General features: G+C 66.7%; 18 protein-coding genes. 6 read left to right on the top strand and 12 right to left on the bottom strand.

Translation table 11 applies throughout. The features are described 5' to 3' along the window. Window positions 1-103 precede the first annotated feature (103 nt). The 9 genes from VHAB30_RS10190 to VHAB30_RS10150 all read right to left on the bottom strand — a co-directional run bounded on the left by VHAB30_RS10190 (window position 104) and on the right by VHAB30_RS10150 (window position 12,320). Window positions 104-799, bottom strand: a complete 696-nt coding sequence (locus VHAB30_RS10190; RefSeq protein ID WP_062471318.1) for an ABC transporter ATP-binding protein — start codon at window positions 797-799, stop codon at window positions 104-106. A gap of 1 nt (window position 800) precedes the next feature. Beyond that, window positions 801-1,577, bottom strand: a complete 777-nt coding sequence (locus VHAB30_RS10185) for an ABC transporter ATP-binding protein (protein WP_062471315.1) — start codon at window positions 1,575-1,577, stop codon at window positions 801-803. Then, a complete protein-coding gene (locus VHAB30_RS10180; protein WP_062471312.1) occupies window positions 1,578-2,903 on the bottom strand; it encodes a branched-chain amino acid ABC transporter permease in 1,326 nt (441 codons plus the stop codon). A gap of 4 nt (window positions 2,904-2,907) precedes the next feature. Further along, window positions 2,908-3,861, bottom strand: coding sequence for a branched-chain amino acid ABC transporter permease (locus VHAB30_RS10175; RefSeq protein WP_062471309.1), 954 nt, complete (start codon window positions 3,859-3,861; stop codon window positions 2,908-2,910). An 83-nt stretch (window positions 3,862-3,944) separates the two neighbouring features. Then, window positions 3,945-5,186, bottom strand: coding sequence for a branched-chain amino acid ABC transporter substrate-binding protein (locus VHAB30_RS10170; protein WP_139701582.1), 1,242 nt, complete (start codon window positions 5,184-5,186; stop codon window positions 3,945-3,947). Window positions 5,187-5,387: 201 nt separating this feature from the next. After that, window positions 5,388-6,617 (bottom strand): branched-chain amino acid ABC transporter substrate-binding protein, encoded by a 1,230-nt coding sequence (locus VHAB30_RS10165; protein WP_062471303.1) that lies wholly within the window; start codon window positions 6,615-6,617, stop codon window positions 5,388-5,390. Between the two features lie 140 nt (window positions 6,618-6,757). Continuing rightward, window positions 6,758-8,401: a 3-(methylthio)propionyl-CoA ligase gene (locus VHAB30_RS10160; RefSeq protein WP_070060678.1), complete on the bottom strand. Its 1,644-nt coding sequence runs from the start codon at window positions 8,399-8,401 to the stop codon at window positions 6,758-6,760. Between the two features lie 114 nt (window positions 8,402-8,515). Next, a complete protein-coding gene (locus tag VHAB30_RS10155; RefSeq protein ID WP_159276953.1) occupies window positions 8,516-10,402 on the bottom strand; it encodes a CocE/NonD family hydrolase in 1,887 nt (628 codons plus the stop codon). Between the two features lie 79 nt (window positions 10,403-10,481). Further along, window positions 10,482-12,320 (bottom strand): carboxylesterase/lipase family protein, encoded by a 1,839-nt coding sequence (locus VHAB30_RS10150; RefSeq protein WP_159276952.1) that lies wholly within the window; start codon window positions 12,318-12,320, stop codon window positions 10,482-10,484. 149 nt (window positions 12,321-12,469) lie between these two features. Between VHAB30_RS10150 and VHAB30_RS10145 the strand changes: the two genes are divergently transcribed. From VHAB30_RS10145 to VHAB30_RS10120, 6 genes are all read left to right on the top strand, one after another. Next, window positions 12,470-13,561: an AraC family transcriptional regulator gene (locus VHAB30_RS10145; RefSeq protein WP_139701692.1), complete on the top strand. Its 1,092-nt coding sequence runs from the start codon at window positions 12,470-12,472 to the stop codon at window positions 13,559-13,561. Window positions 13,562-13,634: 73 nt separating this feature from the next. Beyond that, window positions 13,635-15,116, top strand: a complete 1,482-nt coding sequence (locus VHAB30_RS10140; RefSeq protein ID WP_159276951.1) for a protein adenylyltransferase SelO — start codon at window positions 13,635-13,637, stop codon at window positions 15,114-15,116. Further along, window positions 15,113-15,526, top strand: coding sequence for a peptide-methionine (R)-S-oxide reductase MsrB (gene msrB / locus VHAB30_RS10135; protein ID WP_070060682.1), 414 nt, complete (start codon window positions 15,113-15,115; stop codon window positions 15,524-15,526). The genes VHAB30_RS10140 and msrB overlap by 4 nt, the downstream gene beginning before the upstream one ends. Further along, the gene (locus VHAB30_RS10130; RefSeq protein WP_062471286.1) at window positions 15,523-16,062 is read left to right on the top strand and encodes a septation protein A; all 540 of its coding nucleotides are present in this window, start codon (window positions 15,523-15,525) and stop codon (window positions 16,060-16,062) included. Before msrB ends, VHAB30_RS10130 begins: the two co-directional genes overlap by 4 nt. Then, a complete protein-coding gene (locus VHAB30_RS10125) occupies window positions 16,059-16,340 on the top strand; it encodes a BolA family protein (RefSeq protein ID WP_159276950.1) in 282 nt (93 codons plus the stop codon). Before VHAB30_RS10130 ends, VHAB30_RS10125 begins: the two co-directional genes overlap by 4 nt. A gap of 129 nt (window positions 16,341-16,469) precedes the next feature. After that, window positions 16,470-17,255 (top strand): peptidylprolyl isomerase, encoded by a 786-nt coding sequence (locus VHAB30_RS10120; RefSeq protein ID WP_062471282.1) that lies wholly within the window; start codon window positions 16,470-16,472, stop codon window positions 17,253-17,255. 48 nt (window positions 17,256-17,303) lie between these two features. On the opposite strand, the gene VHAB30_RS10115 is transcribed toward VHAB30_RS10120, so the two are convergent. The 3 genes from VHAB30_RS10115 to VHAB30_RS10105 are packed head-to-tail and all read right to left on the bottom strand — an operon-like array spanning window position 17,304 to window position 20,389. After that, on the bottom strand, window positions 17,304-18,290 hold the full coding sequence (locus VHAB30_RS10115; RefSeq protein WP_159276949.1) for a Bug family tripartite tricarboxylate transporter substrate binding protein: 987 nt from the start codon (window positions 18,288-18,290) through the stop codon (window positions 17,304-17,306). Between the two features lie 37 nt (window positions 18,291-18,327). Beyond that, the gene (locus VHAB30_RS10110; protein WP_159276948.1) at window positions 18,328-19,686 is read right to left on the bottom strand and encodes an amidase; all 1,359 of its coding nucleotides are present in this window, start codon (window positions 19,684-19,686) and stop codon (window positions 18,328-18,330) included. Window positions 19,687-19,702: 16 nt separating this feature from the next. Continuing rightward, complete coding sequence (locus VHAB30_RS10105; protein ID WP_159276947.1) at window positions 19,703-20,389, bottom strand: DUF2848 domain-containing protein; 687 nt, start codon at window positions 20,387-20,389, stop codon at window positions 19,703-19,705.

The raw sequence follows: 20,389 nt of genomic DNA, 5'->3' as shown, positions 1-20,389 counted from the left end.
TTTCCAGGAACACCGCGGAACCGGCTTTGCCGGGCCGCAGGTGTTGCCCCCTGCAAGGGGGAAGGCGCGCGCGACACGAAGTGCGCGAAGCCTGGGGGTTTGCTTAAACCTCCAGCCACTCCCTGCGGGTGGTGCCGTCGGCGCGCAGGCTGTCGGGCGTCCCGTCGAACACGATGCTGCCGTGGCCCATGACGAGCGCGCGGTCCGAAATCTGCATCGCGATGGTGAGCTTCTGCTCGATGAGGAGCACCGAGATGCCCTTGTCCTTCAGCGTGCGCAGGTACTGCCCCACCAGCTCGACGATCTTGGGCGCGAGGCCTTCGGTGGGCTCGTCGATGATGATCAGGTCGGGGTCGCCCATGAGCGTGCGGCACAGCGTGAGCATCTGCTGCTCGCCGCCCGAGAGCACGCCGGCCTCGGTGTGCTGGCGCTCCTTCAGGCGCGGGAACATGCCGTACATGTCGTCGAACGACCAGCGGCTGCCCTTGCCCGAGCCCTTCTGCCCCAGCAGCAGGTTCTGGTGCACCGTGAGCTTGGGGAAGATGTCGCGGTTCTCGGGCACGTAGCCGATGCCCATGTGCGCGATCTCGTAGGCCTTGCGACGCAGGATGTCGCCGCCCTTCCACTGCAGCGTGCCCTCGGCATGCACCAGGCCCATGATGGCCTTGGCGGTGGTCGAACGGCCCGAGCCGTTGCGACCCAGCAGGGCCACGATCTCGCCCGGGCGGACGTCGAAGGAAACGCCATGCAGCACATGGCTCTTGCCGTAGTAGGCGTGGATGTCGTGAAGCTTCAGCATGTCAGTGTCCCGCCCCTTGCGCGTCGGCAACCGACGAACCCAGATACGCCTCCTGCACGCGTGCATTGGCGCGCACGGCAGCCGGCGTGTCGAAGGCGATGACTTCGCCGTAGACCACCACGGCGATCTTGTCGGCCAGCCCGAAGACCACGCCCATGTCGTGCTCCACCGTCAACAGCGTCTTGCCGACGGTGACGTGCTTGATGAGCGAGATGAAGTGCGAGGTCTCGGTCTTGCTCATGCCGGCCGTGGGCTCGTCCAGCAGGATCACGCCAGCGCCGCCGGCAATCGTCACGCCGATCTCGAGCGCGCGCTGCTCGGCATAGGTGAGGTTCACCGCATGCACGTCGCGCTTGCGCTCCAGGCCGATCTGCTTGATGAGCTCTTCGGTGCGCGCGTTGGCGTCGTCCAGGTTCGAGAGAAAGCGCAGGAAGGTGTACTTGTAGCCCAGGCTCCACAGCACGCCGCAGCGCAGGTTCTCGAAGACGCTGAGCTTCGGGAAGATGTTGGTGATCTGAAAGCTGCGCGACAGCCCCAGGCGGTTGATTTCATAGGGCTTCTTGCCGTCGATGCGCTGCCCGTTGAGCAGCACCTCGCCGCTGGTGGGCGTGAGCCGTCCGCTGATCAGGTTGAACAGCGTCGACTTGCCCGCGCCGTTCGGCCCGATCACGGCGATGCGTTCGCCGGCCTTCACCGCCAGGTCCACGCCGCGGATGATTTCGGTCTTGCCGAAATTCTTGCGCAGCGCCTTCAGTTCCAATGCGTATTGCGCGCTCATTTACGCCGCCTCCCGACGTTTGATTTCTGCTTCGATCTCTTCCTGCGCCTGGCCCCAGACCCGCACGAAGCGGCGCCGTGCCACCTCGAGCAGGCCCAGGCCGACGGCCAGGATCGCGATGGCGCCCAGCCAGCTGGTCACGCCCGCCGTGTTCAGCATGGTGCCGAAGAACTTCAGGTCCGGGCCCATCGCCGCGTTGAGCTGGATGTGATAGATCATTTCGATCAACGCGGCAGCGCCGACCACCACCGGCACCAGGGCCACGGCGAGCGCGGCATACAGGCCCCAGAAGCGGTTGAACTTGCCGAACTTGGCCACGCGCAGGTTCATCATGACCAGGCTGGCGATGCCGCCGGGGGCGAACATCACCATGAACACGAACACCAGGCCGAAGTACAGCTGCCAGGCCTTCGACAGTTCGGACAGCAGGATCGAGGCGAACACCAGCAGCACCGCGCCGATGATCGGGCCGAAGAAGAACACCGCGCCACCCAGGAAGGTGAACAGCAGGTAGCCGCCCGAGCGGATGGCGTTCAGGCTGTCGGCCGCGTTCACGATCTCGAAGTTGATCGAGGCCAGGCCGCCGCCGATGCCGGCGAAGAAGCCCGCGATGATGAACGCGAAGTAGCGCACGCGCTGCGTGTTGTAGCCGATGAACTCCACGCGCTCCGGGTTGTCGCGCACCGCGTTCAGCATGCGGCCCAGTGGCGTGCCCGTGAAGGCATACATCAGGGCGGTGCACACGAAGCAGTACGCGGCGATCAGGTAATACACCTGGATCTGCGGGCCGAAGGTGAAGCCGAAGAAGCTCGGGCCGTACACGCGGTCGGTGGTGATGCCACCCTCGCCGCCGAAGAAGCTGGGGAACATCAGCGCCATCGAGGCCACGAGCTCGCCGATGCCCATGGTGATCATGGCGAAGGTGGTGCCCGACTTCTTGGTGGTCACGAAGCCCAGCAGGATGGCGAAGAACATCCCCGCCAGACCGCCGACGAGCGGAATGAGCACCAGCGGAATGGTCGGGCCGCCCTTGGTCGCCATGTTCATCGCGTGGATGGCGATGAACGAGCCCAGGCCGGTGTACACGGCATGGCCGAAGCTCAGCATGCCGCCCTGCCCCAGCAGGATGTTGTAGCTCAGGCAGATGATGATCAGGTAGCCCATCTGCGAGAGCATCGTCAGCGCCAGGCTGCTCTTGAACAGCATCGGCGAGATGATCAGCACCAGGGCGAACAGCGCCCAGACCAGGTAGCGCCCGATGTTCCAGGGCTTGAAGCGGTAGTACCGCGTCGGGGTCGTCGGTGAAGTGGTGGTTGCGGTGGTCATGGTGTCAGTCCTCCCGGGTGCCCAGAAGACCCTTCGGGCGGAAGATGAGGATCAGCACGAGGAACAGGTACGGCAGGATCGGTGCGACCTGCGAGATGGTGAGCTTGAGCAGCTCGTAGCCGAAGGTCTGGTCGGTCACGGCAACGCCCAGGGCCTGCAGCGCGGTGGCCAGCGAGTGGTCCAGCGCAACGGCGAAGGTCTGGATGATGCCGATCAGCAGCGACGCCAGGAAGGCGCCCGCCAGCGAACCCATGCCGCCGACCACCACCACCACGAAGATGATGGTGCCGACCGAGCCGGCCATGGCCGGCTCCGTGACATAGGTGTTGCCGCCGATCACGCCCGCCAGGCCGGCCAGCGCAGCGCCGCCGCCGAACACCAGCATGAACACGCGCGGCACGTTGTGGCCCAGCGCCTCGACCATGTCGGGGTGCTTCAGCGCCGCCTGGATCACGAGGCCGATGCGCGTGCGCGTGAGCAGCAGCCACACGGACACCAGCATGAGCATCGCCACCAGCATGATGAACGAGCGCGACTTGGGGAACTGCGTGCCGTACAGCGAGAACAGCGGCCCCTGCAGCGCCTCGGGCAGGCCGTAGGGCACCGTGGAGCGGCCCCAGACCAGCTGGACCAGCTCGAGGATGAGGTACGAAAGACCGAAGGTCACCAGCAGCTCGGGCACGTGGCCGAACTTGTGGACCCGGCGCAGGCTGTAGCGTTCGAAGGCCGCACCCAGTGCCCCCACCAGCAGCGGCGAGAGAAAGAGCGCGGGCCAGAAGCCGACGATGCCTGACAGGGTGTAGGCGAAATAGGCGCCCAGCATGTAGAAGCTGGCGTGTGCAAAGTTGAGCACACCCATCATGCTGAAGATCAGCGTAAGGCCAGAGCTCAGCATGAACAACAGCAGGCCGTAGCTGACGCCGTTGAGCAGTGAGATGACGAAGAATTCGACGTTCATCGGTCTTCCGTGTCGGTTGAAAAAGAAAGAGGCCCGAGTGTTGAAGTCGGGCCTCGACCGGTCAGGGGGCGATCAGCAGGCGATCAGGAGGCGCCGCCGGGTCGCTTCATCTGGCACGAGGTGGGCGTGCTCGAGACGTAGGGCTCGTAGTACTTGACCGGTGCCAGCGTGTAGCCGGTGTTCTCCGGGCTGTACGGGCTCTTCGCGTCGGCCTTCTGCCAGCGCGTGATCCACAGGCCCTGCTGCAGCTGGTGGTCGGACTTGCGCATCTCGACGTCACCGTTGAAGCTCTTGAACTTCATGCCTTCCATGGCGGCCGCCACCTTGACGGGGTCGGTCGACTTGGTGCGCACGAAAGCTTCGGCGAGCATCGCGTACACGGTGTACGGCGAGGTCGTGTACAGGTCTTCGTTGAAGCGCTTCTTGAACTCGTTCATCATCGGCGCGATCGGGCCCGGCGCGTTGTAGTGGCTGTAGCCCACCATGTAGACCTTGCCGTCCGAGGCCGCGCCCATGGCGGTCGGCGTGCCGTTGGTCACGGCGTAGTAGGTGTAGAACTTGACGTTCAGGCCTGCGTCGTTGGCCGACTTGATGAGCAGCGCCAGGTCGGAACCCCAGTTGCCGGTGATGACGGTGTCGGCGCCCGAGGCCTTGATCTTGGCGATGTAGGGCGCGAAGTCGCGCACCTGGGCCAGCGGGTGCAGGTCGTCGCCGACGATCTGCACGTCGGGGCGCTTGGTCTTGAGGTTGTCCTTGGCGTACTTCGCGACCTGCTGGCCGTGCGAGTAGTTCTGGTTGATCAGGTACACCTTCTTGATGTCGGCCTGGTCCTTCATGAAGGTGGTCAGGGCTTCCATCTTCATGGAGGTGTCGGCGTCCAGGCGGAAGTGCCAGTAGCTGCACTTGCTGTTGGTCAGGTCGGGATCGACGGCCGCGTAGTTGAAGTACACGACTTCCTTGCCCGGGTTGCGGGCGTTGTGCTTCTCGAGCGCGTCCATGATGGCCAGCGCCGGGCCGGAGCCGTTGCCCTGCACCACGTAGCGCGCACCCTGGTCCATGGCCGAGCGCAGCGCGGCGGTGGTTTCCTGCGGGCTGAGCTTGTTGTCGATGCCGATGACCTCGAACTTCACGCCGGCCACGTTCTTCTTGTTGAATTCTTCGGCCAGGAACTGGAAGGTCTTGAGCTGGTTGGTACCGACGGCCGCCATCAGGCCCGACAGCGGGTCCAGCCACGCGATCTTGACGGTCTCACCCTTCTGGGCAAATGCACCGGCGGCAGTTGCCGCGAGCACGGCGGCGGTAGCGATCTTCAGAGCGAACTTCAATCTATATCTCCTGGTCAAACCGATATCAAAAACGCTGCACAAGCGTACAAGTCTTTGCCACCCCACCCCTCAGGGAATGCCCGTAAGGAAGGGGCTGCAAAGGCACGTATCTATCGCGCAGGCGACAGTGCATTTCCTTCTTTTGCTACCCGGCGGTAGGTATCTTCTACCGATGGGTAGGAAATGCGTTCACAAAGACGCCTAGGGGCGCTTCATCTGGCAGGTCGTGGGCGTGCTCGCCACATACGACTCGTAATACTTCACGGGGACGTTGGTGTAGCCGGTGTTCTCGGCGTCGTAGGGGTACTTGGCGCTGGCCTTCTCCCAGCGCGAGATGTACAGCCCCTGCTGCAACTGGTGGTCGGCCTTGCGCATCTCGACCTCGCCGTTGAAGCTCTTGATCTTCATGCCCTCGAGCGCCGCGGCCACCTTGACGGGGTCCGTCGACTTGGTCTGCACGAATGCGGCATCGAGCAAGGCGAAGGTGTGATAGATCGAGGACTGCGTCAGGTCGTCGTTCATCTTCTTCTTGTAGCCGGTCAGCAGCCGCTGGATTTCGCCGCCCATGTTGTAGTGGGCATAGGCCACGGTGTAGACCTTGCCTGCCGAGGTGGCGCCCATGGCCGTGGGCGTGCCGGCGCCCGGTGCGTAGTAGGTGAGGAACTTGACGTCCAGCCCCGAGTCGTTCGCCGCCTTGATGAGCAGCGAGAGGTCGGAGCCCCAGTTGCCGGTGATGACCGTGTCGGCGCCCGAGGCCTTGATCTTGGCGATGTAGGGCGAGAAATCGCGCACCTGCGCGAGCGGGTGCAGGTCGTCGCCCACGATCTGGATGTCGGGGCGCTTGGTCTTGAGGTTGTCCTTGGCGAACTTGGACACCTGCTGGCCGTGGGAGTAGTTCTGGCCCAGGATGTAGACCTTCTTGATGTCGGCCTGGTCCTTCATCCAGGTGGTCAGCGCTTCCATCTTCATGGAGGTGTCGGCATCGAGGCGGAAGTGCCAGTAGCTGCACTTGCTGTTGGTCAGGTCAGGATCGACCGCCGCATAGTTCAGGTACAGCAGTTCCTTGCCGGGATTGCGCGCATTGTTCTTCTCGACGGCGTCGATGATCGCGAGCGCCGGGCCCGAGCCGTTGCCCTGGGTGATGTAGCGCGCGCCCTGGTCCTGCGCCGAGCGCAGCGCCGCGGTGGTCTCCTGCGGGCTCAGCTTGTTGTCGATCGCGATGATCTCGAACTTCACGCCCGACGCATTCTTCTTGTTGAACTCGTCAGCCAGGTACTGGGTCGTCTTGAGCTGGTTGGTGCCCACGGCCGCCATCAGACCCGACAGCGGGTCCAGCCAGGCGATCTTGACGGTTTCGCCCTTCTGGGCGAACGACGCTGAAACACTCACCAACATGGCGCAGGCGGCCACTGACTTGATACCGAAGTGCATGAAGAGTCTCCTGGTTGAAAGGCGGGACGCCAGCGTACAAGCGCCCTTTTCTTCGCCGCACAGGGAATGCCCGGAAGGAAAGCCGCCGGGGCGGCCTTCCTATCGCGTGCGCGACAGTGCGGGTGGGCTTTGACCGTGCTTCAGAGGCCCGGCAGCTTGTAGTCCTTGAGCAGTTCGCGAAGCTTGGTCTTGAGGATCTTGCCGGTGGCGCCGATCGGAATGGCCTCCACGAACACCACGTCGTCGGGGATCTGCCACTTGGCGGTCTTGCCCTCGTAGAACTTCAGCAGCTCCTCGCGGGTGACTTCGGCACCGGGCTTCTTCACGACCGCGATGATCGGGCGCTCGTCCCACTTGGGGTGGAACACGCCGATGCAGGCCGCCATGGCGATGGCCGGGTGCGCGACGGCGATGTTCTCGATGTCGATGGAGCTGATCCACTCGCCGCCGGACTTGATCACGTCCTTGCTGCGGTCGGTGATCTGCAGGTAGCCCTCGGCGTCGATGGTGGCCACGTCGCCGGTGGGGAACCAGCCGCGGCCCGCGGCGTCGGCCACCAGCGGGTTGCCGCCCTCGCCCTTGTAGTACTCCTTGACGACCCAGGGGCCCTTGACCAACAGGTCGCCGTAGGCCTTGCCGTCCCAGGGCAGCTCGTCGCCGTTGCCGTCGACGATCTTCATGTCGACGCCGAAGATGGCGCGGCCCTGCTTCATGCGGATCTGCAGCTGCGCGTCGGCGGGCAGCGACAGGTGCTTGTTCTTCAGCGTGCACAGCGTGCCCAGCGGGCTCATCTCGGTCATGCCCCAGGCATGCAGCACCTCGACGTTGTAGTTCTCCTGGAACGCCGTGATCATGGCCGGCGGGCAGGCCGAGCCGCCGATGACGGTGCGGTTCAGCTTGCTGAACTTCAGGCCATTGGTCTGCATGTGGCCCAGCATCATCTGCCACACGGTGGGCACGCCGGCCGCGAAGGTCACGCCTTCGGACTCGATGAGTTCGTACACCGACTTGCCGTCCAGCGACGGACCCGGGAACACCAGCTTGCAGCCCACCAGCGCGGCCGAGTACGGAATGCCCCAGGCGTTGACGTGGAACATCGGCACCACCGGCAGCACCGAGTCTTGCGCCGAGATGCGCATGACGTCGGGCAGCGCGGCGGCGTAGGCATGCAGCATGGTCGAGCGGTGGCTGTACAGCGCGGCCTTCGGGTTGCCCGTGGTGCCGCTCGTGTAGCACATGCTCGAGGCCGAGTTCTCGTCGAAGGTGGGCCAATCGTAGGTGGTGGACTGCGTGCCGATCCAGGCCTCGTAGCTCACGAGGTTGGGCACGCCGCTGTCGGCCGGCAGCTTGTCGGCGTCACACAGTGCAACCCATTTCCGGATCGTGGGACAACGCGCATGCACCGCCTGCACCAGCGGCAGGAAGCTCAGGTCGAAGCACAGGATCTGGTCTTCGGCATGGTTGGCGATCCACGCGATCTGGTCGGGGTGCAGGCGCGGGTTGATGGTGTGCAGCACGCGGCCGCTGCCGCTCACGCCGTAGTACAGCTCCAGGTGGCGGTAGCCGTTCCAGGCCAGGGTGGCGATGCGGTCGCTGAACAGCAGCTGCTCGCCATCCAGCGCATTGGCCACCTGCCTGGCGCGCGATGCGATGTCGCTCCAGGTGCAACGGTGGATATCGCCCTCGACACGGCGCGAGACGATCTCGCCGTCGCCGTTGTGGCGCTCGACGAACTCGATCAGCGACGAGATCAAAAGCGGTTGGTCTTGCATCAAACCCAGCATCTACGGACTCCTATGTGAAATGACTTCAAAAAGCGTTGCGAACGAGAGATTCACGCAAGCTTCGGCCACTTGCACAATGACACAAACCCGCACTGCATGATTGAACGAAGCGGCTCAAGTGGGCGCCTTCGGACCGGTGCCCGCAGGCACCGTCACCACGTTGGTGCGGCACGGCTGGCGCAGCGTCTTGCCGCACTCGGGCAGCGCGGCCGCATGCGGGTAGGCGACGTAGCCCAGCACGATGCTCGACGCGTTCGCGCCCTGGTGCCACAACGTGTTGGCCGAAGGCCTCGTGTCGTTGCCGAACAGCCAGAAGCCGGTCTGCGACGGCGAGTCCACCGTCACGCGGATGCTGGAGCCGGCGCGAAAGACATGGGCGAACTTCTGGATCTCGATGCGCACCAGGTTGGGCTGGCCGGACTGCAGCGGTGCTTCCTTGGGTTGGGTGAAGTCGCCGAAGGGGCGCAGCTCGGTGGAGCGGCTGGCGTCGAGCGCCCGCTTGGAGGCGCGCAGCCAGCCGCGCTGCACGAACATCTCCTTGCCGTCGGGGCGCACTTCCGACACCGTGACCTGCAGGTCGGTGCTGTCGGCGGTGGCGCTCAGGTACAGGTCGGCCGAGCCTTCCCCGTAGAAGCTCAGGTCCTCGGGCAACGCGGCGGTGGTGAAGGTGAGCTGGCCGTCCTTTTCCGCATCGGCCACGGCCTGCCAGCCTTCGGCGGCCGGGTTGTTCACCACCGGGCTTTTCACCGGATACCGGTAGTCGGACGAGGCCGCGCCAGCGGTCGGCTTGGCATCGGCGAGCCCGCCGCCCGGCTGCATCCACAGGCGCATCGGCTTGACCTTGACCGGCAGGCGGTCGAACTCGGCCACGGCCGTCTGCTTCAGCTTGGCGGCGCCGTTGATCGCCTTCTGGTCGGTCTGCTGCATTTCCTGCAGCAGGCGCACGCGCGGCTCCTTCTCGAAACCGTTGTCCTCGCCCTTCACGAAATGGGCCAGAAAGCGCTTCAGCGTACCGTCGATGTAGTCGGAGGTGACGTTGGTGTGGTGGTCGCCGTTGGAGCTGACGAGCCACATCTTTTCGGGCGCCATGGTGTCTTCGTAGTAGCCCGAGCGCGGGCCGATCTGCTCGTCCTGCCACGACTGGGTGCCCAGTGCGGGAATGTCGATCTTGCCGGTCTCGTAGAACGCGCTGCGCTTCACGTAGAGGCCGTCGGCGTACGGGTTCTCGAGCCACTTGGTCAGGTCGAGATCGGGGCGCTTGAGCTTCTCGATGTTGTCGGCCACGGTCTTGGCGCACTCCGTGTCGCCGTCGAGCTTGGCGGCCAGCGCGGCCGCGCGGTTCCAGGTGGCCGGGAAGCCGCCCCACCACTGCGCGGGAAAGCCGACGTTCTTGATGCCGCCCGGGTAGCCCACGTCGCGGTACGGATCGGTCACGTTCTTGCTGGGCGTGATCGCCAACAGGCCCTTGGGCCGGTGCGCGGCCACCCACAGCTGGTTGTAGCCCGAGTACGAGTAGCCGATCATGCCGATCTTGCCGTTCGACCACGGCTGCTTGCCGGCCCATTCGAGGGCGAAGGCACCGGCCGCGCCGGTGCTGGCGTCGAAGACCTGGTCTTCGCCCGTCGAGCAGCCAGTGCCCGGCACGTTCAGGCCCATCACCGCATAGCCCTCGGCCAGCCAGCGCTGGCCGATGTTCGGGGCCGAGCCCGAGCTGTAGCCGTCGTACTCGACCAGCAGCGGATAGGTGGCGTTGCCTCCGCTGGGCAGCAGCAGCGAGTAGCGCATCCGGTTGCCGTCGGGCAGCGTGATGTAGCCCCACTTGCGGACCGGGCCCGTCTCGGGCGCGACCGGCGGCTGCGCGGGTGGCGTTTCGGCGACGGGCGGAAAGAAGCTGAACCCGCTGCCGCCCGACGAACCGCCACCGCAGGCCGCAAGGCCCGCCGCGATGGCAAGCAGCGACGTGGCAAGGCGCCATCGGCGGGGGTGCATGGAAATCCTCATGGTGTTGTCTCTGTGATCGTTCTGGTGGATGGCATGCGTTGCCCAGGCGCGTCTCGGGGCAGGACGGCGATCCCTTTGATCAGGGCGCCGCGGTGATCTTCGTGGCGGTGGGCGTGGCGTCGAGCAGCAACTGCGAGGGCCACGTTCCCCAGGTGGCACCGAGCTCGGGCGTGTTCGGGTCGCCGTTGCGCATGAAGGCCCCGACGCTGGCCATGACGGCCTTCGACAGCGCCACGCGCCCCTTCTCGTTGGCCTTGCCGCCCATCACGTTGCTCAGCAGCGAACCCTCGAAGTTGCCGAACACGAACGGCAGGTCGAAGGCGTGCGATGCGCCGTACACGTCGTTCCACGGCGCGGCCTCCTGCGACCAGTCGAGACGGTAGTGCCAGATGTTCGACTGGCGCGTCTTCATGGTGTTGAGCAGGTTGTCGCGGTTGGCCTCGAACAGCCCCTTCGTGATGAGCGCGGTGGCCGCGTTGTAGCCGGTGCCGGCCTTGTCTACCGGGAGGTAGAACGGGTCGATGATGTGGTCCACCGTGAGCGTGGGCGCAGCATCGGGGTTGAAGTTGAACATCATCGAGAAGCGCGCGTCGTCCTTGACGATCCAGCCCGCCTTCAGGCCCGGGATGCCCAGCGATCCCAGCAGCGACGCAAAGAGCTTGCCTTCGTCGCGCGTGTTGCCCGCGAGCATGGGCACCTTGACGTACTTGTCGGCTGCGATGGCAGCGATCGGGTCCGCCGGCAACACCGTGCCATCGGGAATCGGCGCCACGTTGCCCTGCCCGGCTGCCGTGACCTTGGTCAGCAGCGCCCCACCCTCTTGCGCACGCAGGTACTCGGCGATCTGCGCCGGCGAGCGCGTGCCGATGTACACCTTGGCCGCCGCTTCATCGGCCACGGTGCCGTCGGCGACCAGCAGCTTTTCGAGGATCGTCTGGCCCTGCGTCAGCGAGGCCGAAGCCGGCTGCAGCGTCGGCAGCGTCCCGGGCGGCAGATTGGTCTTGAGCGAAATGCCGCCGCTCATCTCGAAGGCCTTGTGGAACAGGCCCTTGGCCATCGGCGAAGTCATCACCGACAGAAGGTTGGTCGCGCCGGCCGACTCGCCCGACAGGGTGACGTTGCCCGGGTCGCCGCCGAAGTTGGCGACATTGCCTTGAATGAAGCGCAGCGCCGCCATGTTGTCCAGCAGCGCGAAGTTGCCCGAGTCGTCGCCCGCACTGCCGCCCGGCCGCAGCTGCGGCATGTTCAAGAAGCCCAGGATGCCCAGGCGGTAGCTGGCAGTGATGACCACCGCGTTGGTGGCCTTGGCCAGCGCCGCGCCGTCGTACAGCGGATCGGCCGTGTAACCCGAAATGTTGCTGCCGCCATGGATGAACAGCAGCACCGGCAGGTTCTTCTCGGTGGTGGCCGGACGCCAGATGTTGACGAACAGGCAGTCTTCGCTGCCCACCGGCTTGCCCAGGTTGGTGCCGATGGTGGCGTCGTAGGTGTTGCTGGTGCCGGGGCTGAAGATCCGGCCGATCTGCAGGCAGGCGTTGCCGAAGGCCTTGGCCGGGCGGATGCCGGTCCAGGCTTCGGGCTCGACCGGTGCGCGCCAGCGCAGCGCGCCGACCGGCGGCTGGGCGAACGGAACACCCTTCCAGGACCAGGTGCCGTTCCTGGCGCTCTCGTCCGTGCCCTCGACCTTGCCGGCCGTGGTCTGGCGCACCATCGGGCCGTCGGCGGCGGGTGCCGGAGCGGGCGCGGGTGCCGGAGCCGGTGCAGGCGGCAACACGGGAAAGGCGGTCGCCCCGGACGAACCGCCACCGCAGGCTGCAAGCGCCGCCGCAGCGGCCAGCGTGGCCACGGTGGCGATGGCGCGCGCCATCGCCGTCTGTCCTGCCGCACCCTGGTCTTGTGCTGTTGTCGTTGTCTTCATGTTTTGTCTCCACACCGGGTTAATCGGAATTCCTGGCTCGGCGCGCGGCACCCATACTCCGGGCCGCCGTGCACTGGAAAAATTCTAGGAACCGGCCCCGTTTTCACCGCTATCGCAAGCGAGCCAATCGAATGACTTCAGAAGCCTCCCTGCCGCGCCATTCGCGCCGGCCGTCGCGCCGCCCCGGATGTCCGCAGCCGGAGCTGCGCACCAGCTCGGCCGCATGGCTGGAGGGGGTGCTGTCGATGTTCGAGGCCGAGGGGCTGAACGTGCCCACGCTGCTGCGCGATGCCGGCTTCGACCCCGACTCGCTGCACCGCCAGAACGCGCGCATCCCGGTCGACGAGATCTCCGTGCTGTGGCAGGTGGCCGTGGCGCACGCCGGGCGCCCAACGCTGGGCTTGGACCGCGACCTGGCCGCCACGCACAGCAAGCTGGGCACCGTGGGCCACGCCATGGCCTGCAGCCCCACCCTGGGCGCGGCGCTCACGCGGCTCACGCGCTACATGGCCGTGATCTCCGACGCCACCGCCTTCTCGCTGCAGTCCGACGCACGCGGCTGCTGGATGGTCATGGAGCACACCGGCGGCAGCCTGCCGATTCCGCGCCAGCGCGTCGAGTACGCCCTGCTGACCGTGCTCATGCAGTGCCAGTGGCTCACGCGGCGCGAGCTGCAGCCGCTGGCCATGGAGTTCGTCTACCCGCCGCCGGCCAACGACCGGCTGCACCGCGAGGCCTTCGGCTGCGAGATCCGCTTCAACGCGCCCGCCAACCGCGTGCTGCTGTCGTCGGCCGACATGACCATGCCGCTGCCCACCCACCACCCGGCGCTGGGCGAGATGCAGGAGCACCTGCTCGACGACCAGCTCAACCTGCTGGGCCAGACCACCACCGCCAGCCTGGTGTGCGCCGAGATCGCGCGCCGGTTGCAGCACGGCGAGCCGCGCCGCCAGGACGTGGCCTCGGGCCTGGGGCTGGCCGACCGCACGCTGCAACGCCGCCTGCAGGAGGAGTCGGTGTCGTTCCAGGCGCTGCTCGACCGCACCCGCCGCGAACTCGCCAAGCAGTACCTGGCCGAACAGCGCCACACGCTCGCGGATGTGGCCGACCGGCTGGGCTTCGTGGACGTCAGCAACTTCTTTCGCGCCTGCAAGCGTTGGTTCGGCCTGCCGCCGGCCCAGTACCGCGCCAGCCTCGCGCTCGACGGCGCCGGGGCGCTGCGCGGCGCGCTGCTGAACTGAGCAGCGGCGCCCGCCCCACGCGCCCGATGGCCTCCGCGGCCAGGGGTTTCGCGCGCTGCCGGACAATCCGGGCATGAGCTTGTTAGCCGAAGACACCCCGGTCGCCGACCTGGGCCTGCGCTGGAAGCCCGGCTTCTCGACGCTGGGCCCCGCTTTTTTCACCGAATTGCGCCCCACGCCGCTGCCCGATCCGTACTGGGTCGGCCACAGCGACGCCGTGGCGCGTGAGCTGGGCCTGCCGCCCGGCTGGCGCGAGTCGGACACGACGCTCGCCGCCCTCACCGGCAGCCTGCCGGTCGCGGGCACGCGGCCTTTCGCCACGGTCTACAGCGGCCACCAGTTCGGCGTCTGGGCCGGGCAACTGGGCGACGGGCGCGCGATCCTGCTCGGCGAGACCGAGGGCGGGCTCGAAGTGCAGCTCAAGGGCGCGGGCCGCACGCCCTACTCGCGCGGCGGCGACGGCCGCGCCGTGCTGCGCTCGAGCATCCGCGAGTTCCTGTGCAGCGAAGCCATGCACGGCCTGGGCATTCCGACCACGCGCGCGCTGTGCGTGACCGGCTCCGACGCCCGCGTGCGCCGCGAAGAGCTGGAAAGCGCCGCCGTCGTGACCCGCGTGGCGCCGAGCTTCATCCGCTTCGGCCACTTCGAGCACTTCGCCGCCAACCAGCGCGAAGACGAGCTGCGCGCACTGGCCGACTACGTCATCGACCGCTATTACCCCGAATGCCGCGCCACCGCGCGCTTCAACGGCAATGCCTACGCCGCCTTCCTCGAGGCCGTGAGCGAACGCACCGCCGCCCTGCTCGCCCAGTGGCAGGCCGTGGGCTTCTGCCACGGGGTGATGAACACCGACAACATGAGCATCCTCGGGCTCACCATCGACTACGGGCCGTTCCAGTTCCTCGACGGCTTCGACCCGCGCCACATTTGCAACCACAGCGACACCCAGGGCCGCTATGCCTTCAACCAGCAGCCCAACGTCGCCTACTGGAACCTGTTCTGCCTGGCGCAGGCGCTGCTGCCGCTGATCGGCGACCAGGAAATCGCCGTGGCCGCGCTGGAGTCGTACAAGACCGTGTTCCCCAACGCCTTCGAAGACCGCATGCGCGCGAAGCTGGGCCTGGCCACGCCCGCCGAGGGCGACCGCGCGCTGATCGAGGGCGTGCTCAAGCTGATGGCCGCCGAAAAGGTCGACCACACCATCTTCTGGCGCCGCCTGTCGAACCACATGGCCGACGGCAACGTCGAGCCGGTGCGCGACCTGTTCCTCGACCGGGCCGGCTTCGATACCTGGATGCTCTCTTTTTCGGAGCGCCATGCACAATCGCAGCGCGCCGAAGCGGCAAAATTGATGCTGCAGTCGAACCCCAAGTTCGTGCTGCGGAACCACCTGGGCCAGCAGGCCATCGAAGCCAGTCAGCAAAAGGACCACGCGGGTGTGGCAACCTTGCTGACGCTGCTCCAAACCCCATGTGAAGAACACCCCGGTGCCGACGACTACGCCGGCTTCCCGCCCGACTGGGCCTCCACGATCGAAATCAGCTGCTCCTCATGACCACGCCCGTACAGAAAACCGACGCCGAATGGAAAGCCCTGCTCGCTGAAAAGGGCGCCGAACCCGCCGCCTTCGAGGTGACGCGCCACGCCGCCACCGAACGCCCCTTCACCGGCAAGTACGAAGCCCACTGGGACGACGGCACTTACCACTGCATCTGCTGCGGCGCCAAGCTGTTCGAAGCGGCCACCAAGTTCGACGCCGGCTGCGGCTGGCCCAGCTTCTCCGAAGAAGCGGTGCCCGGCGCCATCCGCAACATCGTCGACCGTTCGCACGGCATGGTGCGCACCGAGAACGTGTGCGCCAATTGCGGCGCCCACCTGGGCCACGTGTTCCCCGACGGCCCCACCGAAACCGGCCTGCGCTACTGCATGAACTCGGCGTCGCTCGACTTCCAGAAGAAGAAATGAAACTGCTCCTCGACTTCTTTCCGATCCTGCTGTTCTTCGGCGCCTACAAGTTCGCCGACATCTACACCGCCACCGGCGTGCTGATGGCCGCCACCGTGGTGCAGATGGCCGTCATCTACGCCATGGAACGCAAGCTGCAGGCGATGCAGAAGGCCACGCTGGTGCTGATCCTGCTGTTCGGCACGCTCACGCTGGTGCTGCACGACGACCGCTTCATCAAGTGGAAGCCGACGGTGCTGTACGGCGCCATGGCCGTAGCGCTGGCGGTGGCGCTGTGGGCGCTGAAGAAGAACTTCCTGAAGATGCTGCTGGGCGCACAGCTTGAGCTGCCCGAGCGCATCTGGGGTCGGCTCAATGTGGCGTGGATCGGCTATTGCCTCTTCATGGCGCTCATCAACGGCTACGTGGCGGCGTACTTCACGACCGAGGCCTGGGTCAACTTCAAGCTCTGGGGCTACGTGTTCCCGATCGTCTTCCTGGTGGCGCAGGGCCTGTACATCGCGCCGCACCTCAAGGAAGACAAGCCGACCGCATGACCGACGCCACCACCTTCCCCCTGCCCACCGTGGCCGCGCTCGAGGCGGCGCTGCGCGCATCGCTTTCGCCCACGCAGCTCGAAGTGATCGACGAAAGCGCCGCCCACGCGGGCCATGCGGGCGCCAATGCCGAGGGCTACGGCACCCATTTCCGGGTGCGCATCGCCTCCCCGCTGTTTGACGGAAAGCCCCGCGTGGCGCGGCATCGGCTTGTGTATGATGCCCTCCAAGTTTTTATCGCACAGGGTCTGCACGCCATCGCCATCGAGGTGCTCTGAGTCGTCCAATCGGTTGCTTGCCGCGTTCGCCGCGGCCGCCCACCCTCTCCTTCTTTTCTCCTGATTCCTGCTTTCTTTCCCGCGCCTTTTCCTACACGCGCATTTCCTCTCCAGCCTGATATTCATTTCATGAAAAAACACATCTTGCAGGCCGTTGCGGCCGCAGCGCTGATCGGTGCACTCCCCCTGTCGGCCCTGGCGCAGAACGCAGCCATCGTCAACGGCAAGCCGGTGCCCAAGGCCCGCATGGACGTCCTGGCCCAGCAGCTGGCGGCAGCCGGCCGCCCGGTGACGCCCGAGATGCAAAGCCAGCTGCGCGAGGAAATCGTGGCGCGCGAAGTGTTCATGCAGGAAGCGCAAAAGCAAGGCCTGGACGCCACCGAGGACTACAAGAACCAGCTCGAACTCGCCCGCCAGGCCATCCTGATCCGCGCGCTGTTCGAGAACTACCGCAAGACCAACGCGGTGTCCGACGCCGACGTGAAGGCCGAGTACGACAAGTTCGTGGCGGCCAACGGCGGCAAGGAATTCAAGGCCCGCCACATCCTGGTCGAGACCGAAGACCAGGCCAAGAAGATCATGGCCGACCTGAAGAAGGGCGCCAAGTTCGAAGACATCGCCAAGAAGCAGAGCAAGGACCCGGGTTCGGGCGCCAACGGTGGCGACCTCGACTGGGCCAACCCCGCCAGCTTCGTGCCCGAGTTCTCGGAAGCGATGATCAAGCTCAAGAAGGGCGAGACCACCCCTGCTCCGGTCAAGACCCAGTTCGGCTACCACATCATCCGCGTCGACGACATCCGCCAGGCCCAACTGCCGAAGCTGGAAGAAGTGAAGCCGCAGATCACGCAGCAGCTGCAACAGCAGCGCCTGCAGAAGTACCAGGAAGACCTGCGCGCGAAGGCCAAGGTCGAGTAAGCCTCAAGCCATCGCCCAGTAAAAAGCCCCGCAGTCGCGGGGCTTTTTTCATTGCGGCGTGATGTTGAAGTCTTTGACGAAGCGGGCGTAGTCGTTCGACTCCTTGCGCACGAAACTTGTGAAGTCCGCCGTCGAGCCGCCGATGACTTCCAGGCTGAGGTCGGTGAACTGCTTCTGCGTGTCGGCGTTCTTGAGCAGCGCCTGCACCTGCTCATTGAGCTTGGCGATGACCGGCGCGGGCGTTCCGGCCGGCGCCACCAGGCCGACCCAGCCCATGAAGCGGTAGCCCGGCACACCGGACTCGGCCACCGTCGGCACGTCGGGCAAGGTCGACACGCGCTTGTCGCCCGTGACCGCCAGCGCCTTCAGCTTGCCGCTCTTGGCGTAGGGCACGGCGGTCGGCGAGGTCTCGAACATCATGTCGATCTGGCCGCCGACCAGGTCGGACAGCGCGGGCGCCCCGCCCTTGTAGGCCACGTTGAGCAGATCGGTGCCGGTCATCTGCATGAAGCGGCGCGCGGCCACGTCCTGCGGGCCGCCCACGCCCGAGGTGCCGACACTGAGCTTGCCGGGGTTGGCCTTGGCATAGGCCACCAGTTCGCCGACGTTCTTGAACGTCCACTTGGGATTCATGATGAGCACGTTGGGCTGGTCGGCCACGCGGATCACGGGCGCCAAGTCCTTGATCGGGTCGTAGGGCAGCTTCGCGAACATGTGCCCGTTGGAGGCCAGGCCGGTGTGCACCATCAGCAAGGTGTAGCCGTCCTTCGGGGCCTTGGCGACGTAGTCCATGCCGATGTTGCCGCTGGCGCCGGGACGGTTGTCCACCAGCACGGGCTGGCCCAGGGCCGTCGAGAGCTTCTGGCCGACCAGGCGCGCCGTCATGTCGATGCTGCCGCCCGGCGGGAACGGCACGACCATGCGGATCGGCTTGGAGGGGTAGGCCTCCTGCGCGTGGGCGACGGGGACGATGCACGCGAGGCCGGCGGCAAGGCACGCGAACGAGGCGAGCGGGAAACGGAAGCGCTGGGTCATGAGGTTCTCCGGAGTTTCTTGAGGGTGGGCAGACGGGTCAATCGGCGGTGGCGCGCAGGGTGTGTTCGATGTCGGCGGCCCACGCGAGCAGCGCGGCGTCACGCATCGGCAGGCCAGCAAGGCTCAGGCCCACGGGCGCTTCGCCGGCCGCGTGGCAGGGCAAGGAGATGGCGCAGCCGTCCATGAAGTTGACGATGGAGGGGTTGCGCAGCATCGCGGCGTTGACGGCGACGTACTGCGCCTCGTCGGCTTCGAGGGCCTCGATGTGCGGCGCCACCAGCGGCACGGTCGGCATGAGCCAGCCGTCGAACTCGCCCAGGCGCATCGCCACGCGGCGTTGCCAGTCGGCCCGCTGCGCCTGCAGCGCGAGGTAGGCCCGCGCCGTGAAGTCCTTGCCACGCAGGATGCGGCTGATCACGCGCGGGTCGTAGCCGCTGCCGCTGCGTTCGATCAGCTCGGCATGCCACGCCCATGACTCGGCGGCGCTGAAGCCGCCTGCGGCGTTGATGGCCGCGAGTTCGTCGAACTCGGGCACCGCCAGCTCGACCAGCTGCGCGCCGACGGCCGAGAGGCGTTGCAGCGCACGTTGGAAGGTTGCGGCGACGTGCGTGTCCATGCCGTCCTGCACCAAGGTGCTCGGCACCGCGAAGCGCGCCTGACGCAGGCGCTGCGTGCGGGGCGCCTCGGACACGCCGGAGAGCACCGCATCCATCGCCGCGCAACCGGCCACGTCGAGCGCCATCACGCCGACCGCATCGAGGCTGTGCGACAGCGGCACGAGCCCGGTGCCGGGCATGCGGCGCGCCGTCGGCTTGAAGCCGGTGATGCCGCACAGCGCCGCCGGAATGCGCGCCGAGCCGCCCGTGTCGCTGCCAACGCTTGCGACGCACATGCCATCGGCCACCGCTACGGCCGCGCCCGAGGACGAGCCACCGGGAATGCGTCGCTCGCCGCGCTGCCACGGATTGGCCGGCGTCCCGTAGTGCGGGTTGAGGCCCAGGCCCGAGTAGGCGAACTCGGTCATGTTCGTCTTGCCCACAAGCACCGCGCCGGCCGCCAGCAGGCGCCGCACGGCCTCGGCGTCGTGCGCGGCGGGTGGCGCATCGCGCAGCACGACGGAGCCGGCAGTCGTCGTTTCGCCGGCCACGTCGAACAGGTCCTTGACCGAGACCGGCAGGCCTTCGAGCGGCGAACGCACGACGCCGGCTTCGCGCAGGCTGTCGGAGGCGCGCGCCAGGTGCTGGGCGCGGTCTGCCAGCACGCGGGTGAAGGTGCGCGTGCCTTCGCCGGCGGGATCGGCGATGCGTTGCAGCGCCGAGGCGGTCAGCGCGGCGGAAGTGGTGCGGCCTGCGGCCAGGTCGGCGCGGGCGGCTTCGAGGGAGATCGCGGCGGGCATGTGCGGTCCTCGTGCGTCAGGCGACGATCGGCAGCGAGACCGCGCGGTACTCGTGCGCGATGCGACGGCTCGTGTGTTCGTCCACCAGCTCCATGCGAAAGCGCGCGGCCGGGCGGATGCCGCCGATGGCGCCGACCGTGCCGCAGGTCATCGCGAAGCCGTCGGTCGGTTCGCCGTCGGCCGCGGCGCAGCGCGCCAGCAGATCGGCCGGCGGACGCAGCGCGGCCAGCGTGCCTTCCTGGTAGAGGCGCCATTCACCGCCCTCCTCGATCCACGAACGCAGCACCAGCGTGTCCCAGCGCTCCTGCACGTCGGCCAGCCGCCAGGCGCTGCGCGCCACGGGCTTCACGCAGATCTGCTTGGACAGCGCCACGCTGTGCGCTTCCAGCGCGCGGTCGGTGTGGTCCGAGCCGATCGAGACGAAGAACTCGCCCCCATGCAGGAACAGCAGCGGCTCGACCTCGCCCGAGGTGTCGGCCCCCACCACCTGCACGACATCGGCCTGGCTCAGCTGCTGGATGGCCACCCGGTAGAACAGCGGCACGGTGCTGGGCGCGGGCACGCCGAGCTCGGCGAGTTCCTCGATGTGGTGCTCGATGGCGGCGGTGTCGCGCCCGGTCCAGCCGGCGATCACGAGGTGCTTGGCCTCGAAGTCCAGCGTGGAGGGGGCACTTCCCTCGGGAAGTTCGAAAGACAGTTTCAT

Origin of the sequence: Variovorax boronicumulans (assembly GCF_009811375.1) — a bacterium.
GTDB lineage: Bacteria > Pseudomonadota > Gammaproteobacteria > Burkholderiales > Burkholderiaceae_C > Variovorax > Variovorax boronicumulans.
Note: the sequence above shows the minus strand (reverse complement) of the source record. Positions and strands in the feature narration are given on the sequence as shown.

Coding starts and splice junctions, on each gene's coding strand:
- VHAB30_RS10115 (WP_159276949.1), bottom strand. CDS start 18,290: ATGACCCAGCGCTTCCGTTTCCCGCTCGCCTCGTTCGCGTGCCTTGCC.
- VHAB30_RS10160 (WP_070060678.1), bottom strand. CDS start 8,401: ATGCTGGGTTTGATGCAAGACCAACCGCTTTTGATCTCGTCGCTGATC.
- VHAB30_RS10120 (WP_062471282.1), top strand. CDS start 16,470: ATGAAAAAACACATCTTGCAGGCCGTTGCGGCCGCAGCGCTGATCGGT.
- VHAB30_RS10155 (WP_159276953.1), bottom strand. CDS start 10,402: ATGAGGATTTCCATGCACCCCCGCCGATGGCGCCTTGCCACGTCGCTG.
- VHAB30_RS10150 (WP_159276952.1), bottom strand. CDS start 12,320: ATGAAGACAACGACAACAGCACAAGACCAGGGTGCGGCAGGACAGACG.
- VHAB30_RS10125 (WP_159276950.1), top strand. CDS start 16,059: ATGACCGACGCCACCACCTTCCCCCTGCCCACCGTGGCCGCGCTCGAG.
- VHAB30_RS10130 (WP_062471286.1), top strand. CDS start 15,523: ATGAAACTGCTCCTCGACTTCTTTCCGATCCTGCTGTTCTTCGGCGCC.
- VHAB30_RS10110 (WP_159276948.1), bottom strand. CDS start 19,686: ATGCCCGCCGCGATCTCCCTCGAAGCCGCCCGCGCCGACCTGGCCGCA.
- VHAB30_RS10175 (WP_062471309.1), bottom strand. CDS start 3,861: ATGAACGTCGAATTCTTCGTCATCTCACTGCTCAACGGCGTCAGCTAC.
- VHAB30_RS10140 (WP_159276951.1), top strand. CDS start 13,635: ATGAGCTTGTTAGCCGAAGACACCCCGGTCGCCGACCTGGGCCTGCGC.
- VHAB30_RS10105 (WP_159276947.1), bottom strand. CDS start 20,389: ATGAAACTGTCTTTCGAACTTCCCGAGGGAAGTGCCCCCTCCACGCTG.
- msrB (WP_070060682.1), top strand. CDS start 15,113: ATGACCACGCCCGTACAGAAAACCGACGCCGAATGGAAAGCCCTGCTC.
- VHAB30_RS10190 (WP_062471318.1), bottom strand. CDS start 799: ATGCTGAAGCTTCACGACATCCACGCCTACTACGGCAAGAGCCATGTG.
- VHAB30_RS10165 (WP_062471303.1), bottom strand. CDS start 6,617: ATGCACTTCGGTATCAAGTCAGTGGCCGCCTGCGCCATGTTGGTGAGT.
- VHAB30_RS10180 (WP_062471312.1), bottom strand. CDS start 2,903: ATGACCACCGCAACCACCACTTCACCGACGACCCCGACGCGGTACTAC.
- VHAB30_RS10185 (WP_062471315.1), bottom strand. CDS start 1,577: ATGAGCGCGCAATACGCATTGGAACTGAAGGCGCTGCGCAAGAATTTC.